Origin of the sequence: Spirosoma radiotolerans (assembly GCF_000974425.1) — a bacterium.
Taxonomy (GTDB): Bacteria; Bacteroidota; Bacteroidia; order Cytophagales; family Spirosomataceae; genus Spirosoma; species Spirosoma radiotolerans.
The window spans coordinates 5727870-5745279 of record NZ_CP010429.1; the positions used below are offsets into that span (position 1 = coordinate 5727870).

The 17410-nt window shown below is 50.4% G+C and carries 15 protein-coding genes; 2 read left to right on the forward strand and 13 right to left on the reverse strand.

Annotated features, from left to right (window positions below; genetic code table 11):
• Nucleotides 1–21: 21 nt before the first annotated feature.
• The 5 genes from nuoK to SD10_RS23230 all read right to left on the reverse strand — a co-directional run bounded on the left by nuoK (nucleotide 22) and on the right by SD10_RS23230 (nucleotide 3928).
• Nucleotides 22–366: an NADH-quinone oxidoreductase subunit NuoK gene (gene nuoK / locus SD10_RS23210; protein ID WP_046577146.1), complete on the reverse strand. Its 345-nt coding sequence runs from the start codon at nucleotides 364–366 to the stop codon at nucleotides 22–24.
• Between the two features lie 152 nt (nucleotides 367–518).
• Entirely contained in the window at nucleotides 519–1334 is an 816-nt protein-coding gene (locus tag SD10_RS23215; protein WP_046577148.1) for a 3'-5' exonuclease, read from the reverse strand.
• A gap of 273 nt (nucleotides 1335–1607) precedes the next feature.
• The gene (locus tag SD10_RS23220; RefSeq protein WP_046577150.1) at nucleotides 1608–2000 is read right to left on the reverse strand and encodes an ExbD/TolR family protein; all 393 of its coding nucleotides are present in this window, start codon (nucleotides 1998–2000) and stop codon (nucleotides 1608–1610) included.
• A gap of 60 nt (nucleotides 2001–2060) precedes the next feature.
• On the reverse strand, nucleotides 2061–2771 hold the full coding sequence (locus SD10_RS23225; RefSeq protein ID WP_046577152.1) for a MotA/TolQ/ExbB proton channel family protein: 711 nt from the start codon (nucleotides 2769–2771) through the stop codon (nucleotides 2061–2063).
• Between the two features lie 185 nt (nucleotides 2772–2956).
• Complete coding sequence (locus SD10_RS23230; protein WP_046577155.1) at nucleotides 2957–3928, reverse strand: zinc-dependent alcohol dehydrogenase family protein; 972 nt, start codon at nucleotides 3926–3928, stop codon at nucleotides 2957–2959.
• Between the two features lie 230 nt (nucleotides 3929–4158).
• Here SD10_RS23230 and SD10_RS23235 point away from each other — a divergent pair, with 230 nt between their 5' ends.
• Both SD10_RS23235 and glpK read left to right on the forward strand, forming a co-directional pair.
• Nucleotides 4159–4884, forward strand: a complete 726-nt coding sequence (locus SD10_RS23235; RefSeq protein ID WP_046577156.1) for an MIP/aquaporin family protein — start codon at nucleotides 4159–4161, stop codon at nucleotides 4882–4884.
• A 152-nt stretch (nucleotides 4885–5036) separates the two neighbouring features.
• Entirely contained in the window at nucleotides 5037–6539 is a 1503-nt protein-coding gene (gene glpK, locus SD10_RS23240) for a glycerol kinase GlpK (RefSeq protein ID WP_046577158.1), read from the forward strand.
• A 42-nt stretch (nucleotides 6540–6581) separates the two neighbouring features.
• Here glpK and SD10_RS23245 read toward each other — a convergent pair whose 3' ends face one another.
• The 8 genes from SD10_RS23245 to SD10_RS23280 all read right to left on the reverse strand — a co-directional run bounded on the left by SD10_RS23245 (nucleotide 6582) and on the right by SD10_RS23280 (nucleotide 17398).
• Nucleotides 6582–7691, reverse strand: coding sequence for a mechanosensitive ion channel family protein (locus tag SD10_RS23245; protein ID WP_046577161.1), 1110 nt, complete (start codon nucleotides 7689–7691; stop codon nucleotides 6582–6584).
• Nucleotides 7692–7774: 83 nt separating this feature from the next.
• Complete coding sequence (locus SD10_RS23250; RefSeq protein WP_046577162.1) at nucleotides 7775–9229, reverse strand: DUF1501 domain-containing protein; 1455 nt, start codon at nucleotides 9227–9229, stop codon at nucleotides 7775–7777.
• Between the two features lie 11 nt (nucleotides 9230–9240).
• Complete coding sequence (locus SD10_RS23255) at nucleotides 9241–12735, reverse strand: DUF1553 domain-containing protein (protein ID WP_046577164.1); 3495 nt, start codon at nucleotides 12733–12735, stop codon at nucleotides 9241–9243.
• 258 nt (nucleotides 12736–12993) lie between these two features.
• Nucleotides 12994–13473: a hypothetical protein gene (locus tag SD10_RS23260; RefSeq protein WP_046577167.1), complete on the reverse strand. Its 480-nt coding sequence runs from the start codon at nucleotides 13471–13473 to the stop codon at nucleotides 12994–12996.
• 82 nt (nucleotides 13474–13555) lie between these two features.
• Complete coding sequence (locus SD10_RS23265; protein WP_046577169.1) at nucleotides 13556–15088, reverse strand: c-type cytochrome domain-containing protein; 1533 nt, start codon at nucleotides 15086–15088, stop codon at nucleotides 13556–13558.
• A 16-nt stretch (nucleotides 15089–15104) separates the two neighbouring features.
• Nucleotides 15105–16175 carry an NHL repeat-containing protein gene (locus SD10_RS23270; protein ID WP_046577175.1) on the reverse strand — a complete coding sequence of 357 codons (1071 nt, stop codon included), beginning with the start codon at nucleotides 16173–16175 and terminating at the stop codon, nucleotides 15105–15107.
• A gap of 156 nt (nucleotides 16176–16331) precedes the next feature.
• Nucleotides 16332–16796 (reverse strand): hypothetical protein, encoded by a 465-nt coding sequence (locus tag SD10_RS23275; RefSeq protein WP_046577176.1) that lies wholly within the window; start codon nucleotides 16794–16796, stop codon nucleotides 16332–16334.
• Between the two features lie 119 nt (nucleotides 16797–16915).
• Complete coding sequence (locus SD10_RS23280; protein WP_046577177.1) at nucleotides 16916–17398, reverse strand: GAF domain-containing protein; 483 nt, start codon at nucleotides 17396–17398, stop codon at nucleotides 16916–16918.
• Nucleotides 17399–17410: the final 12 nt, after the last annotated feature.

Here is a 17410-nt window from a genome sequence, read left to right on the forward strand (position 1 = left end):
CCGTAACCCATAAATCTGTTTTTACCATTTCAGTTTATTGAGCAATCCCACGTCGATCGAGCGGGTATTTCGGTAAATCATAACAATAATAGCGAGCCCCACCGATACCTCGGCGGCCGCAACGGCCATGATAAAAAAGACGAATACCTGCCCCGAAGAATCGGAGCGATACGACGAAAACGCAATGAGTAATAAATTGACGGCATTGAGCATTAACTCAATGGACATGAAGATAATGATGGCATTGCGCCGGGTCAGTACCCCTATAATGCCGATAACGAAGAGCGCGGTACTGAGAATCAGGTAGTACGTGAGCGGTATTTGTTGAATGACTTCCGGAATGAGGACGTCCTGCGTGGGTTGCATGGCTTGCCGGTTAATACAAAGTTCCGCAAAGGTAAAGATTATTCGGAATTGGTGTAATGGTGTTTTCCGTCTCTACGCGGGCTTATTGTAAAACTAAGGCAAAAACGGCGTCTTTTGTGACGTTTCTTGTCATCCTGTCTAAAAAATTCACATTAACGCTTGGCGTTGCTGAACATCCGTAACCGAATTTCGGTCAGACGTCGTTTGGTATCGAGCGGGAAATCCCCTTTTAGAATCCAGTCGTAAAACGAAGGCTCCTTTTTTAACACCTCAAGCACCGGAGCCCCTTTGTGTTTGCCGAAGTTAAAGACTTCTTCACCTTTTTCGTTGATAATCATACGGCCTGCCAGGTCAATATTTTTATTGGCCGTCAGGCTATGGAGCATGTCGATGTCATTTTCGAACACCACATCCTGACCACTATCTGATTTCGCCACCATGCCCATATACCGTTGTACCTGGGCATCGAGGACTTCGAGCGTAGCAATGGTGTCGGCCTCCGCCCCGTGAGCACCAACCAACTCTTTGTTGCAATAAAACCGATAGGCTGCCGACAAATTACGTGGCTCCATCAGGTGAAAAATACGCTGAGAATCCACCATCCGGCGATTTTTCATATCGAAATCAACATTAGCCCGCAAAAATTCCTCAACCAGTAAGGGTACGTCGAACCGATTGCAGTTGAAGCCTGCCAGGTCACAACCATCCAGAAACTGAGCCAATGTTCGGGCTACGGCCTTAAATGGGGGCGCATCCTGAACATCGTCGTCATAGATACCATGAATTAGACTCGACTCCAGTGGGATTGGCATACCCGGATGAACCCGCTGGTTCTTAACGATTACCTCACCCCCCGGCAACGCTTTAATGATGCAAATATCAATAATGCGATCTTTTGCAATGTTGATGCCAGTTGTTTCGAGGTCGAAAAAGGCCAGCGGCTTTCTGAGTACAAGTTGATGCGTCATAACCAAACCGGTTTTCCAGGGTTTGACCACAAAGGTAAACAGGTTTGGCTTTTAAGCAGGTATGGAATCATGGCTAAAAAGCCACGATTTTTACATCATTCTCCGTTCCTCGATCCAACTAATGCCTTGCTGGGTCTGCTTTCATCTTACATAAACGGGTTCTTATGTGGTACTTCCAAGACGAAAATAGTTGAGTAACCCATAAAAAAGCCGACGCAACATCTGCATCGGCTCAAAATCATCTGCATCGTTTAAATCCTAAAAATCCAGGGCCTATTTCGAGGTGGCCATCACCATCTTAATATTGAGTTTCGCCCCCGTTTGCAATACATCGACCAAGTCCTGGACGGTTAGCGTTTTGTCGAAACGCACCACAACGGTTGGTTCGGCAATACCGACCATCATTGTTTTAAGCTCGTTCTCCAGGTTCGCCGGGTCGACTGGCTTTTTGTCAATATAATATTTTTTGTCGGCGTCAACAGATAGGGTTACCTGCTTTTTGCTCAGTTGCTGCGTTGATGCGGCCTTGGGCAATAGCAGTTTAATGACGTTTGGGTTGGCCACCGTCGATATTATTAGGAAGAACAACAACAGGAAAAACATGATGTCGTTCAACGAAGAAGTGGCTACTTCGGCGGCAAATTTATTTTTACGTCGGAGTTTCATAAGAGAGTTGACGTTTGTGGTTTGTAGTCGATAACAACAAACTACGAACCATAAACTGACCTACCGCATCCGGGCAGGTTCGTTCGTTGGTTTCTGAAGGACTTCGATAAACTCGAACGCATTCACTTCCAGCGCGAGGGTAAACCGCTCAATCATCATATTGAGCAGGTGATAGCCTGTATAGGCAATAACACCGACAATAAGGCCGGAACCCGAGGTGATCATTTTCTCGTATAATCCCCCGGCAATGATACCGACGCTAATGTTATCGGAGAGTGATATATCGTAGAAAATACGAATGATCCCGGAGATGGTCCCGATAAAACCCAACATAGGCGCAATACCGGCAATAACGCCCAGATAGCCCATGTTGCGCTCCAAACGCGAGAGTTCGATCTGACCAACGGTTTCGATGGTGCTTTCAATTTCGCGAATGGGTGACCCAATACGGCCAATGGCCTTTTCGAACACACGTCCCATAGCCGTTCGCTGGTTTTTGGCAAACGATTCGGCCGATTTGATGTTTCCCTGCGCCACCATATCCCGAATATTATCGATGAAATTGGCGTCGTACCGGCTTTGCGACCGAATCACAAAAAACCGTTCAAAAATCAGGTAGAGGGCGGAAAATAGCAGAAATGCGATGGGAATCATGACCCAGCCACCTTTGGCTACCAAATCAAATAGTTGCAGCGTTTGGGGTTGAGCAGCCGTTGTGGCCGACAAGGAGGTGGCCGTAGTGTCAATAGCCGGAACCTGGAGCAAGAGCATACGAACGAGTCGGGTAAGTGTATGAGGGTAAACCTGTAATCGTTATTGAAACAAACGCACCGGGGCGTATAATGTTGTCAAAGATACGCAAGCCACCTGAAATCGTGTTAGAAAATTAGTCAACGTAGCACTTTCGTTTGACCGGGTTACAACCCGGTCAAACGAAAGCCTCGCCCCCGTAACGATCAGGGTTTTAACAGAATCTTTCCCCGGCGGCCCGGTCGATCCGCATGCTCGACCGCTTCAGTAATTTCATGAAGCGGATACGTAGCTTCCACGGGCATTTGTATTTTACCCGATGTCAGCAGACCAATCACGTTCTGAGCCACGTCCATGCGGGTCTGGCTATCCACCCGACGCATCCAATCCGTAAGCCAGAATCCCTTAACGGTTAACTCTCTAAAAATTAAAAGACCGGCATTCAAAACGGGATCCTGCAAACTCATCAACCCGTAAATGAGCATCTTGCCTCCTCGGGCCAAACACTTGATCGCTTCTGTAGCGGTATGGCCACCAACCGCGTCGAGGATGCAAGCCACGCCAACCCCATCGGTAATCTGCTTGACTCGGGCCGCCAGATTTTCGCTCTCGGTGTTAATCACTTCGGTTAGGCCAAGCGCTTTCAATTCGTCGTTCATCTCATCGCGCCGAACCGTGCCAATTGTTTTAATGCCTCGCATGGCACAAAGCTGAATAACCAGCTTACCAAAGGCCGATCCGGCGGCTGTCAGCATGAGCCAACCGCCTTCGGGCACACCCGAGTCCTGCACCATGGCATAGGCCGTAAACGGGTTGACGAACAACTGGGCAGCCACTTCGTCGGACATGGCATCCGGTACGGGAATCAGGCTCCGGTGGTGTGCAATCGCGTACTCCGACCAGGTACCGATACTGGTGAAGCTAACGCGAATGCCCGTTCTCATCTGAACGCCCTCCCCTACTGCCTCCACAATACCGACGCCCTCAAAACCCGCCCCCGACGGCAACTGAGGCCTAATTCCGTAGAGATTCTGCACGAACATAATATCCGAAGGATTGATCGGCGCGGCTATAACCTTAACCCGAACCTCGTTAGGGCCCGGCTCAGGCGTCGATAACTCGGTAAGCTTCAGAATATCGGTTGGTTTTCCAGTCTGGTCGAATGTGATGCTTTTCATAGCGAAGAAGTAACGAACGAGAATAAAACGAGTCGTTGAGCAGTGGATGAACCAATGAATTTAAGACTCGGTTTGGAATAGGGCCAAAAATATGACTTAATTCGCACAAACTATTCCTAAACCCTGAATCAAGTCGGTAACTAACGAGTGTCGGTCAATCAGAAAACAGACTTTTTCTGTGCACTTCTTTAATTGACTGATGACCGTTAGTCCCCTACGAATGCCTGCTTATGCAAACGTCTCCTTTTCTTGGTGAATTAATTGGCACTATGGTCCTGCTTCTGCTGGGCAACGGGGTAGTAGCCAACGTTGTGCTGAAACAAACAAAAGGTGAATCATCGGGCTGGATTGTCATTACGGCAGGCTGGGCGTTTGCCGTAACAATGGGCGTTTTCGTCGCTAAAGCCTTTGGAAGCGTTGATGCCCACCTGAACCCTGCCGTTACAGTTGCCTTTGCCGTAGCCACAAACGACTTCAGCCACTTGGTGCCTTATATCACGGCGCAACTGATTGGGGCTTTTCTGGGGGCAACGCTGGTTTGGCTTCATTACCTCCCCCACTGGGCCGCCACACCAGATCCGGCCGCCAAACTGGCCTGTTTCGCTACAGGACCAGCCATTCGCCAACCTGGTTCCAACCTCCTGAGTGAAGCCATGGCCACCCTCGTACTGATTTTGGGTCTGGCGGGTATTTCATCCAAGCACCTGGGCGAACTGGCCGTGGGTGTCGGCCCTTATCTGGTTGGTATTTTAGTCTGGAGTGTGGGTCTGTCATTAGGCGGCACCACGGGCTACGCCATGAGCCCCGCCCGCGATTTTAGTCCCCGTCTGGCTCATGCCCTACTGCCCATTACCGGCAAAGGGTCGTCGGACTGGAGTTATGCCTGGGTGCCTGTGGTTGGTTCGCTGGCAGGGGCCACCATTGGTGGGTTATTGATTCGCTGGTTTACGTTGTGATAGCAAGTGGATTAATCGCAGACTCAACTATTATAGCACAACAAAATACTAATTGTTAGTCAGTTATAGCTCAGTGCTCTTTGTGCCTCTGTGGTTATATTTTTTGCCTGGCTACTTACTATTTCTTTCTCTCTTTGCATTTTCAGACTCCTATGCCCTCCTACATAGCCGCCATTGATCAGGGAACGACCAGTACCCGTTGCATTGTGTTTGACCGACAAGGTAAGATTGTCTCCCTGGCTCAAAAAGAGCATAAACAACTGTATCCGCAACCCGGCTGGGTGGAGCACGACCCGGAAGAGATCTGGCGAAATACCCTCGAAGTGATCGCACTGGCCCGTATCAAAGGAAAACTTTCGGTGCAGGATATTGCTGCTGTCGGCATTACCAATCAGCGGGAAACCACCGTTGTCTGGAACCGCCGAACAGGCAAACCTTACTACAATGCCATCGTTTGGCAGGACATGCGCACGGCGGATCTGGTTACGGAATTTTCGGGAAATGGCCACGGGCAGGATCGCTTTCGGGCGCAAACAGGCTTACCGTTGGCCACGTATTTCAGTGGACTAAAGCTCAAATGGCTGCTGGATCACGTGCCGGGTTTGCGGGACGACGCCGAACGGGGCGAAGCGATCTTTGGCAATATGGATACGTTTGTGGTTTGGAATCTGACGGGTGGTGTAACGGGTGGTCTACACCTGACCGATGTTACCAACGCCAGCCGTACGCAGCTTATGAACCTCCAAACGCTTGACTGGGACGATAGCCTGTTGGAAGATTTCACCGTGCCGCGCGCAATGTTGCCCCAAATACGGCCCAGCAGCGAAGTGTACGGAACCGTATCATCGGAAGTACTGCCGGGCGTGCCGATAGCGGGTATTCTGGGCGATCAGCAGGCGGCCCTTGTTGGGCAAACATGCTACGAGCCAGGCCAGGCCAAAAATACCTATGGCACGGGTTGCTTCCTGCTCATGAATACCGGCACCGAACTGCGTACCTCCACATGCGGCCTGCTGACAACGGTGGCCTACCAATTTCGGAACGAACCGGTTCATTACGCGCTAGAAGGTAGCGTGGCCATCACCGGGGCGCTGGTACAGTGGTTACGCGACAATCTGGGTATTATCAAGAAGAGTACAGATATTGAAACCCTGGCCCGTTCGGTCGATGACAATGGGGGCGCTTACTTTGTACCTGCCTTTTCGGGTCTCTACGCTCCGCACTGGAAAGCCGATGCACGGGGCGTTATCGCGGGCCTGACGCGCTTCGTGACTAAAGGTCATCTGGCACGGGCCGTACTGGAAGCAACCGCTTACCAGACTGTTGACGTCGTCCGGGCCATGGAGCAGGACGCGGGTGTATCATTGAAATCCCTGCGTGTTGATGGCGGCATGGTCGTCAATTCATTACTGATGCAATTCCAGGCCGATGTCTTGAATGGGCCTGTGGTTTGTCCACAAATGACAGAAACAACAGCGCTTGGAGCCGCCTACGCTGCGGGCCTCGCCGTAGGGTATTGGCAAAACCTGGATGACCTCCGCCAGAACTGGGGCGTTGCCAAAACATATGAGTCAACGATGGACGATGTTCAGCGTAAAAAACTGATGCGCGGCTGGCAAAAAGCCATTGAGCGGTCCTTTGGTTGGGAGGAATAAAGCAAATGGGGTGGCAGTTTCAAAACTGCCACCCCATTTGCTTTATTCCTCCTTTGGCTTTAGTTCTTCGGCCAGCATCAGACGCGTTTGCGGCAGGCTATGTGGATATTCATCACGGATAAACGCAATCAGCTGCTCGCGCATGTGGCAACGTAAATCAAAAGCCGATGGCGCATCGGGCGCTGATACCAGAACACGGATGACGATGCAGGTAGGTTGTGTATCGGTTACCTGCACGGCAAACGTATCGCCAGTCCAGAGGGGATCGTTTTCAGCCAGCTCCCGCGCCTTCTCCCGAATCTTTTCGACGGGAACGTTATAATCCAGATACAGGAAAATCGTCCCAACAATGGATGCATCGGAGCGGGTCCAGTTTTCAAACGGTGTCTCAACAAAATATGTAATGGGTAAAATAAGCCGTCGTCGATCCCAGATGCGAACAATAACGCTGGTGAGGTTGATTTCTTCGATTCGCCCCCATTCTTTTTCAACCACCACCGCATCGCCCAACCGAATTTGCTGATTGAAAGCAATTTGAATACCCGCCATCAGGTTGGCCAGCGTTTTCTGGGCGGCAAAACCGATTAATACCGAGACGACCCCAGCCGACGTCAATACGCTTAGCCCTACTTTCCGACTCCCCTGAAAGGAAATCAACAGCAGTGATGCACTGATAATGACAATACCTGCGGCCAGCACCCGGCGAAAAAAGCGAACCTGTGTGACGAATTTACGGTGCGATAAATTAACATCCTGCACCGTATCGTATTGCCGGACAAGGAGCAATTCGCCTACTTTTAGCAGTTGAATGACCAGCCAGGTACTGGTAATGAGAAACAATACTTCTGCCGTTTTATCGGCTACGGGATGCCGACGTATAAACCGCGCCGATTGGACATTGGTCGCCAGTAGAAAGAACAGAGAAGGCACAAAAACCCAGAACGCCCACCGCACATACACCTTAAGATAACCCAGCGTTTGAAACGGCCGGCGCCGAACAATAAATCGGATGACCTGGGTAATAACCAGATCGACCAGCAGGCCCAGCAGTATAGCTATGGTGAGTAGTACCCAACCCGATAAATCGCGGTTTGGAACATAGCCACACCAGCGGACTATGGCTCGTATCCAGGTATCAAATTGTTGTAGCATATCGATTACTGACAAAAGTAAGGCCTACAAGGTTGAAAAACCTCATAGGCCCACTTGTCCAATTACCAAAAACTACCCCGCTACTAGGCCAGCAGTGGCTTAACTACTTGGCCATGTACGTCCGTTAACCGGTACCGGCGACCCTGGCTTTTAAAGGTCAGTTTCTCGTGGTCCACGCCCAGAAGGTGCAGAATAGTTGCCTGAAAATCATGAACATGAACAGGATCACGGACGACATTGTAACCAAAATCATCGGTTTCACCGTATACCATACCTTTTTTGACCCCGGCACCGGCCATCCAGACGGAGAAGGCACGGGGATGATGATCACGGCCGTAGTTATCGCGGGTAAGTTTTCCCTGTGAGTAGGCGCCACGGCCAAACTCACCGCCCCAGATCACGAGCGTGTCGTCAAGCAAACCGCGCTGCTTGAGGTCCATGATCAGGGCCGCCGATGGCTGGTCGACACTCTTTGCCTGCGTCTTAATATCGTTCGGTAAATTGCCGTGCTGATCCCATCCCTGATGGTAGAGTTGCACAAACTTTACGTCTTTTTCGACCAGCTTACGGGCCAAAAGGCAGTTGGCGGCAAACGTACCGGGTTTACGGCTGTCGGGCCCATACATATCGAAAATATAATCGGGTTCTTTCGAAATATCGAGTGTTTCGGGTACCGAAGTCTGCATTCGATAGGCCATTTCGTACTGAGCCATTCGGTTATTGATTTCCGGGTCGAGCACGTGCTTATATTGCTCCTGATGCAGTTTGGTCAGGTAATCGAGCATTCGCCGACGGCTGGTTTTGTCGACACCCGGCGGATTATTGAGGTAATAGACTGGATCTGGCCCCGACCGAAATACCACCCCCTGATGCACGGATGGCAGAAACCCATTGCTCCAGAGCTTGGCATACAACGGCTGATCGCCATCGCGTCCTTTGGAAAGGAGCACCACAAAAGCAGGCAGATTCTGATTATCGGAACCTAGACCGTAGCTGATCCACGAGCCAAAACTGGGTCGTCCGGCCTGTTGGCTTCCTGTTTGGAAGAAGGTGACGGCTGGATCATGATTGATGGCCTCGGTATGCAGGGAGCGAACAAACGTTAGGTCACCAGCAATGCGGGCTGTATGCGGCAACAATTCACTAAGCCACATCTGGCCAGGTCCATACTGCGCAAATTTATATTTCGACGCAGCCAGCGGAAAACGGCTCTGTCCCGCACTCATGCCCGTCAGGCGTTGACCATTGCGTACGGAAGCGGGTAAATCCTGCCCCCACATGGTTTCGAGTTTCGGCTTGTAATCGAACAACTCCAATTGCGAAGGTGCTCCACTTTGAAATAGGTAAATAACCCGCTTCACTTTCGGAGGGAAGTGCGGCTTACCCACGGCGGGGTTCTCTCCGGGCGCGGACGAACCACCAAACAGCTTTGTTGGATTGAGCAGCGAGGCTAACGCAATAGCGCCCAGCCCCGCACTGGATTGCCCCAGAAACGTCCGGCGGCTGAATTGGTCATGTATTTCATCCTGAATATCCATTGTCCTCTGCCCTATCGTTTAATGATCGCTTCGTCGAAATTCATGATCGTGCTGGCTACTACGGTCCAGGCAGCTAACTCAGCCCGGTTTATATGCTTATCGACAGGGTATTCACCCACCGACAGGAGTTCGTTTGCCCGTTTGGGATTCTTTTTAAAGTCAGCCAGTTCTTCGGTATAGAGTTGGTTCACCAGCGTTAATTCTTCGGGCCGCGCCGGACGGCTGACAACCGCTTTAAAGACAGCCGTAATACCCGCCGAAGCATTGGTGACTGGCAGTAGATGTTGCGCCAGCACTCGGGCAGCTTCCACAAACTGTGGGTCATTCAGGGTAACCAGTGCCTGGAGGGGCGTACTGGTTTTCTGCCGTTTCACCACACAGGTATGCCGTTCGGCCGCATCGAAATTTAACATCATCGGCGCGGGCGATGAGCGTTTCCAGATCGTGTACATGGAACGGCGGTAGAGGCTATCGCCTTGACTTTGAACATACTTTACGGCATTTCGTGTAGCTAAAGCCTCCCAGATGCCTGCCGGTTGGTAAGGCCGCACACTTGGACCACCAACACGCTGGGTGAGCAATCCGCTGGCTGCGAGGGCGTTGTCGCGCACTTGCTCGGCCGACATTCGATAGCTTGGTCCACGGGTCAGGAATGTATTATCCGGATCGATTTCCCGTACGTTCTCAGGCACGCTCGATGCCTGGCGATAGGTGGCCGACATAACGATCATCTTATGCATGGCTTTCGTATTCCATTGCCCGCCCGATTTTAGGTCGCCCATGTTGCGGAATTTTATGGCTAGGTAATCAAGCAATTCCGGGTGGCTTGGCAAAGCGCCCTGATTTCCAAAGTCATCGCTATTTTTGGCGAGTCCCTGTCCAAAATACTGTTGCCACATCCGGTTCACCATTACCCGACTGAACAGCGGATTTTCGGGCGCCAGTAACCACTTAGCCAGACCAAGCCGATTTTTGGGCATACCCTCAGGCAAGGGATTGAGGCTGTGCAAAACAGCCGGCGTAACAACTTCGCCGGGAGCATCGTAAGCACCCCGCTTCAGGAGGTGAGTTTCGCGCGGCACTGACCGCTCCTGCATAACCATTACCTGATCGGAGTTGGTATAGAGCTTGATTTGCTCACCCCGCAGTTCCATGGCTTTGGCGTAGGCATCGTGGTAAGCGGGGTCCTGCGTCCTGACGTAATAGGTGTATAATCCGGTTCGCTGGGCAGGGGTCCGGTTCGCAACGGGTGTCTGTAGAGCCGCCCGGAGCGCATCGGGTTGACCAGCCAGACCGGGCATTTCCAGGGGTGTCAGGCAACGATTATAAATCCGAAGTTCATCGACCGCAAAATCTTTATAGAAATAATCATGCATCCGGCCTACGTAAAAGTTGTGCTGCGCCCAGTGCGTTCGATCTTTACCAAACACCATACTGTGCATCAGGTTATCGGTAATCACCTTTGTCCGAATGGGCCGCCCGTTCAGATACAATGCGATGCCTTTTGCCTGGCCCGTTCCATCGTAGGCAAAGGCAACCTGGAACCACTGATGCACCGGCACTTTATCGACGGATTCAATGTCAATGGCATTGGCGGGCCATACATGGTTAAAGGTTAGTTTCAACCGCCCATCCCCCAATAAATCGAGCTGGTAGCCGCGCTGGCCATCCATCGGGCCGGTCGTGCGCCCCATAAGCGTCAACGCCATGTTTGGCTTCGCCAAATTAAACCAGCTGCTGATAGTGAATGGCTCATTCTGCTCGAAGGCTCCGAAGTTGCCAGGCAACTCAATAAAGCTGTCACCAGCCAGGTAGCGTGCTTTGCCAAAACGGCCAGGCACCGCATACGGCACTTTGTCGGGATCGCCCCCCAACCGGGCGGGCAACGTGTCATTCACCGTATTAGCGAAGGCATTACGCGGGTCTTTCCAGAGATCCTCCTTCGTTTTACGTTTAACCGGTTCTTTCTTTTCAGGCTTCTTATCGTTGGACTTGCCAAGTTTAGCGATGCCTTCTTTTTTACGGTTAGCTTCCTCAGCTACTTTTTTCTTTTCGTCTTCCCGTTTGCGCTCCTCGTTTTTTGCTTTCACGTAAGCGCCGATATCAGCCCGGTCGGCTTCATCGAATGTGTAGTGCGCCAGTAGCCCGGAGTCAATTGACGTTACAGTAGGATTTTTGGCTAGCCACTGCCCAAACCGTTGCTGGTAATCGGGACGATTAGGATTGAGTTGCTGCTGAATAGGCGTCAATTGTTCGCGAATGAAGCGGAGTTTGGCTTCTGTTTCGGGTTTCGTCAGCGTGATGGTCGGCGCAGCTTCCCCGTTGTAAGGAATCTGGCCCCGATCGTTATTGCTGTTGAAAAAGGCAAAAAGTGAGTAATAATCCTTTTGGCTAATCGGGTCGTATTTATGATCGTGGCAGCGGGCACACTCAACCGTCAGGCCCAACATGGCTTTTCCAAACGTGTTGGTCCGGTCGGCAACATACTCGGTCCGGTATTCTTCGTCCACAATGCCACCTTCCTGACTTTGCTGGTGATTGCGATTAAAAGCCGTGGCAATAAGTTTATCGCGTTTATCTTTCGATGTGGCCAGATTGGGCAACAGATCCCCGGCCAACTGCCAGGTAATGAACCGATCGAAAGACAGGTTCCGGTTATACGCCCGAATAACCCAGTCACGGTAGGGCCACATGGTGCGCAGGCCATCGTCCTGGTAGCCATCAGTATCCGCATAACGAGCCACATCGAGCCATTCAACGGCTTGCCGCTCCCCATAATGCGGACTACTCAGGAGCCGGTTCACCACTTTTTCGTAGGCGTTTGGCGATTTATCGGCCAGGAATGCATCCACCTCAGCGGGCGTTGGTGGCAGGCCCGTCAGATCAAGGCTCACCCGGCGGAGCAGTGTAGTTTTATCGGCTTCGGGAGCGTGCCCTAATTTTTTGGCTTCCTGTTTCGCCAGAATAAACCGGTCAATATCGTTGATGGCCCACTTTTCGTCGGTCACCTTCGGAATCTTGGGCGTGACTGGTGCAATAAGCGACCAGTGTTCTTTATACTCCGCGCCCTGCTCAACCCAGCGGATCAGTATCGCCTTCTCTTCGGCGGTTAGGGTAAGATTTGATTTAGGAGTCGGCATCATCTCCTCGGGATCAGTGCTGATGATGCGGCTAACCAGTTCACTCTTGGCTAAATTGCCGGGAACAATCGCTTTATGGCCACTTTTTGCCAATGCTTGATAGGCGCCTTCGGGCGTATCTAGCCGCAGACCTGCCTGTTGCTTAGCTTTATCCGGCCCATGACAGGCAAAACAGCGGTCGGACAGAATGGGCTTTACATGTAAGTTATAATCAACTTTTTCGGGCAGGCTTGCTTCAACCGCAACAACATCAGCCGGTTTTTCAACGGAACTATGACAGGCTGTTAACCAAATAGACGCACCGAAAAGGCTCACCGTTGCGCTGAGAAGAACGTATCGAACTTGCATGTCTGACCAGGCGCGCATACCAACGATTGGCTTGATGGTGAAACGGATTCACAAAAATAACCTCGGGGAATATAGAAAAATCGTACTATCTTATCTTGTTGATAGACTATTTTGCTGTTAAATGAGTTGCTCTTTACCGGCGATATAGGGGTTCTCTGTAAACAGCGAGAAGAGCAAATTGAGTTCTTGTAGGATAAAATTTAATTTTAATATAATTTTTACCAGTATACTTTGAAGAATCGTATTTACTATTCGTCTAAAAACTGTTTGAGCGCTTTACTCAACTGCTCTGAGGATACAGGGGACATTATTGTCTTCATGAGTCAGTGTATAATTAACTAATAGTGCCATCTTTTGAAATCGGTTATAGTAGCGGCTATTCCCAGCTACTGGCACAAACCCGTCGTAAACAGCGTCATGAGTTAAGTCCCCAATTGTTGATCGCCTTTCGTCCCAGGCGATCTCACTAACAAGCCCATCATTTTTGCGAATCCGGATAAGAATTTGGGTACTATCGCTCTCTTTTTTATACTCGTAGATCGTGCTTTCGGGTCTCTCTTTGTTCGAAGCGAGTTTAAACCGCTTCATGCTGAGCATACTCTCAACCGTTGTCTTGTGCCTCAACAGCAATCCTTTCAATTCCTGGTAGTCAAGCACTTGCCTGGTTATGGCAGGTTGAGCATCTGTGCTATAGAACGAGGTTAGTAGGCTAAAGCAAACCGTGAAAAGTATGAATTTGACGAGTTCAGATTTCATAATCCTGGATGTTGTATCGGTGGATTGCCCGTTGCAGAAGTCAATATCTGGAAAATATGGTTCGTTTACCAAAAGCGTTCAACTAGTTCTTTTTCGGCTCACTCCCTTTCGATTCGGATGGGGCCACTTTTGCAAATTCGGCAATAGCCTGTTCATTGATTCCACCAACGACTTCTAGTTTGGGTAAAGCCGTTTTCAAGCTGGCAATGCCTTGTTCGGTCACTTTAGTTTGCCAGAGATAAATCGTTTTAAGATTTTTTAGCCCGGCCAGTTCGACTAATCCAGCGTCGGTAATAGCGGTGCCATACAGGTTCAAATACTCCAGATTGGCTAGCTGCTTTAGTTGTTTCAGGCCCGCGTCGGTCACCTTTGTTTCTTCCAGATGGAGCTTTTGTAAATTCTTCAATTTGGCAATCGATGCCAGGGCCGCATCCGAAATTTCGGTATCACCCAGCTTGAGCCACACAATTTGATTGCTCAGTTTTGGCAACGCAGCAGCCTGAGCATCGTTGAACGTACGGGCGTTTACGGCACTGACTTCCAGTTGGTTTTGCTCTTTTGACAGGGGTAATACTAGCAAATTTAGCTTTTTCAGCTCCTCGACAACCTTGGGATCAGCGGCTGGTACTTTCATGGTCAGCACTGGCGACTCGGGAGCAGGCCCCGAGGCAACCTGTGTTCCTCCAACTTCGAGCGGCCCACCACCGGCCAAAGACGCCAGCACCGGCCGGATAGCCTCATTTACAGTAAGATCAGCTACTTTTTTGTCGAAGGGCGCTCCCTGATCAATCCACCAGGTCAGCAACGCAATATCGCTCTCCTTTAACTGGGTTTTACCTTTAGGAGGCATATGATGATCATCATCCTCAGGCAACAGACAAACCTTTACCAACTCGCTCGTCTTACTCTTGCCCGCCACAAACACCGGCCCGTCTTCATACCCTTTCTTGATCATTTCGGGCGTATCCAGCCGCAATCCAGCTTTTGCTTTTCCTGCGTTATGGCATTGTACGCACCGACTGTGCAGAATAGGGTTCACGATTTGCTGATAAACCATTGCCTGATTGACATCCGTAATGGGCTGAAATGTCATCTCTTTCTGCTTGGGTTGTACACCAGCCAAGGTTCGCATGGTTTCCGGCATGTACTGGGTTAAGTAGTCTTCACCATGCGTCAGATTGCCCCCTAAATGCCCGGCGGCCAGCAGCAACAGCAACGATACGCCCAGCGCAGGCAGATACATGAGGGAGGCAAAGGGCACAATACGACCCAGATTTTCGGACTTTACGGCCCAAGCCAGCCAGGCAAACACCGCCACACCAATGCCTTCCCACATGTGGTTGTTCAGCGTTTCGACTTCGTAGCCACCCCCTAACGACAACATATAGCCAAACACACAGGCCAGGGTCGCACTCACTGCCGAGCAGAACAGAATTAACGTGATCGTATGCGGACTGACGGAGTTGTGCCGGATTAGTCGGTCCAGTTCAAGTAGACCGGCAATGAGCAAAAAGCCGATAGGCAGGTGAACGATGAGGGGGTGAAAATGTCCCCAGAACAACACCCAATCGGCGGGGGACGACGGCTTAGCTTGCAATAAAATTAATTCATGCATAAGTCAGGCCAATCTATCAGGCAACACGCGCTAGTTTAATGGGATATGTTTTTTTAGACGCCCACTGAGCCACATAAACGCTGTCGTCTTCGTCCACCAATACATCATGTGGGTGTAGAAAAGGTGAGTTTTTAAGGTCTTTACGCTGCTCGGCAAGTTTATTATCCTGGTAGATCGGTGCAGAGCCGCCGGGAGTTGAAATCACCCGATCATTTTTGTCCAGAATCTGAATGTAGCCCGAGTCAGGGTAGGCATCGGAAGTGCTCCGAAACACAGCCCCGTAAATATTGTCGCCATGAATCACCGGTCGGCAGATATACGAACCCGGCAAAGCAATGGTCGACACGTATTTGCCATCGAGTGTAAACCGTTTCAGCGCGTTGTGTCGACGGTCGGTAATGAGCAGGGTCGGATTGGCCGCTACCCGACGGTCGACAACAATACCGTGGCAGCAATCGAATGTATCGTTTCCTTCGCCTTTGCCGCCCCAGTACCGAATAATCTTACCCGTTTTATCGTATTGGGTCACGTAGTTCAAACCGTACCCGTCTACCACATAAATATCTCCATTAGCCGGATTAATAGCTGTTTCGGTCGGTTTATACTGAGATGGATAGTCGTATTTGCCGGTTTCTTTCGGATAGTCCAGCTTCATTAACTCACGCCCTTTCAGATCGGTTTTTATAACCTGATGCCGGTCGGTATCACAAATGAGCAGGTACTGATCATTTCCTTCGCCACCCAAGGTCAGCCCATGTCCGCCCGGATAACTATGCCCCCAGGTTTCGAGTAGCTTGCCCGATTTGTCGTAGATAAGAATATTGTTTTTCGTCTCATTGGTCAACAGGATAATGCGCCCTTTGGCATCCTGTACCATTTCGTGGCAATCATTGACGGGATTCTTGCCCGCATCCAATACGCCCCAACCTGGCACGACCCGATACTGGAAGCCGTTATGGCCGATCACTGTTGGCTCAGGATTATAGATGCCTGATTTAGCCGACAGCAGTGTCGGAACGGCCATACTTGTTGCTCCTACGAGCGCAGTTTGTTTAATAAATAGCCGACGGGATACGGGAGGTGCCATTGAGCGATTGACCAGTTTTAGACCAAAAGGAGAATATATATAAACTTTACTGTAAAGTGAACTCTGTCTTGTCTCTACAAAAACGGGGCTGAAAATCAACGTTCGTTAATGTCGATTTTCAGCCCCGTTTTTGTAGAGACTCTATTTTGATCTGGCTTATTTCTGGTCTTTCTCCTGATCGCCATTGTCTGGACCACTCCGTCCGTGCCGCATCCCGCCTTTTCCTTTCATGGATTCAAGCTTGGCGAACTGGTCAGGCGTCAGAATGCCTTTCAATTTAGCCTTGAAATCGTCAGCGTTAGCTTTTAGCGCCTGCGCTTTGGCTTTATTATCATCGGAGCTGGCCTGAATGGCATCTACTTTCTGAGCGCGTGCCAGGGTGACATCGTACACTTTTTGCGACGTGCCCTGATCGAGTCCCAGTTGCTGCGTCATACGGTCAGTCATTTTTTTAGCACGGGTAGCTGGATCACCCATTTGGTGCCGTTGCATGGCCCCGTTTTTACCCATCCGGCGCGTATTAGTCTGGGTGGGAGCATCGGGTGTAGCGGTTTGCTGCGCTAACAATGGAAATGAAAACAGAGAGAGCAATAAGCCACTCAAAGCGATTTTCTTAAGCATGGTTCTTGTTGTTAAGTCCAAACCTAAGACGGCTAATCACATCGATGGTTTAAGTGCAGGCTAAACTTTAACAGCATCTTAACGCATACAGACTGCACTCAGAAACCACGTACTGCTCCTCAAAACGTCATGATTAGCCCTGCAATTTTTTCTAGCTCTCTGACATCAACTTCGCTGAAGTCGTTCAATTGATCACTGTCAACATCCAGCACCATCGTTACGTTGCCAGCCCGATCAAACACAGGAACGACGACTTCCGATCTGGATGCCGAACTACAGGCAATATGCCCCGGAAACTGCTCGACATCAGGCACTAGAATCGTTTCCTGACGCGAATAGGCGGCTCCACAAACGCCTTTATCAAAGGCTATCCGAGTGCAGGCAATTGGCCCCTGAAAGGGTCCCAACACGAGTTGGTTATCTTTTTTAAGGTAAAAGCCAACCCAGAAAAACCCGAAGGCCTCTTTAAGCGCAGCAGCCATATTAGCCAGGTTGGCAATCAGGTCCGGTTCGCCCTCTACGAGCGCGGCCAGTTGAGGAATCAGGCTATCGTAAATGGCCTGCCGATCCTGTGTTTGAGGAAGTATGAGCGTTTCAGACATGTTTTCTTGTGT

Coding starts and splice junctions, on each gene's coding strand:
- SD10_RS23270 (WP_046577175.1), bottom strand. CDS start 16,175: ATGGCACCTCCCGTATCCCGTCGGCTATTTATTAAACAAACTGCGCTC.
- SD10_RS23265 (WP_046577169.1), bottom strand. CDS start 15,088: ATGCATGAATTAATTTTATTGCAAGCTAAGCCGTCGTCCCCCGCCGAT.
- SD10_RS23225 (WP_046577152.1), bottom strand. CDS start 2,771: ATGCTCTTGCTCCAGGTTCCGGCTATTGACACTACGGCCACCTCCTTG.
- glpK (WP_046577158.1), top strand. CDS start 5,037: ATGCCCTCCTACATAGCCGCCATTGATCAGGGAACGACCAGTACCCGT.
- SD10_RS23280 (WP_046577177.1), bottom strand. CDS start 17,398: ATGTCTGAAACGCTCATACTTCCTCAAACACAGGATCGGCAGGCCATT.
- SD10_RS23230 (WP_046577155.1), bottom strand. CDS start 3,928: ATGAAAAGCATCACATTCGACCAGACTGGAAAACCAACCGATATTCTG.
- nuoK (WP_046577146.1), bottom strand. CDS start 366: ATGCAACCCACGCAGGACGTCCTCATTCCGGAAGTCATTCAACAAATA.
- SD10_RS23250 (WP_046577162.1), bottom strand. CDS start 9,229: ATGGATATTCAGGATGAAATACATGACCAATTCAGCCGCCGGACGTTT.
- SD10_RS23235 (WP_046577156.1), top strand. CDS start 4,159: ATGCAAACGTCTCCTTTTCTTGGTGAATTAATTGGCACTATGGTCCTG.
- SD10_RS23220 (WP_046577150.1), bottom strand. CDS start 2,000: ATGAAACTCCGACGTAAAAATAAATTTGCCGCCGAAGTAGCCACTTCT.
- SD10_RS23255 (WP_046577164.1), bottom strand. CDS start 12,735: ATGCGCGCCTGGTCAGACATGCAAGTTCGATACGTTCTTCTCAGCGCA.
- SD10_RS23215 (WP_046577148.1), bottom strand. CDS start 1,334: ATGACGCATCAACTTGTACTCAGAAAGCCGCTGGCCTTTTTCGACCTC.
- SD10_RS23245 (WP_046577161.1), bottom strand. CDS start 7,691: ATGCTACAACAATTTGATACCTGGATACGAGCCATAGTCCGCTGGTGT.
- SD10_RS23275 (WP_046577176.1), bottom strand. CDS start 16,796: ATGCTTAAGAAAATCGCTTTGAGTGGCTTATTGCTCTCTCTGTTTTCA.
- SD10_RS23260 (WP_046577167.1), bottom strand. CDS start 13,473: ATGAAATCTGAACTCGTCAAATTCATACTTTTCACGGTTTGCTTTAGC.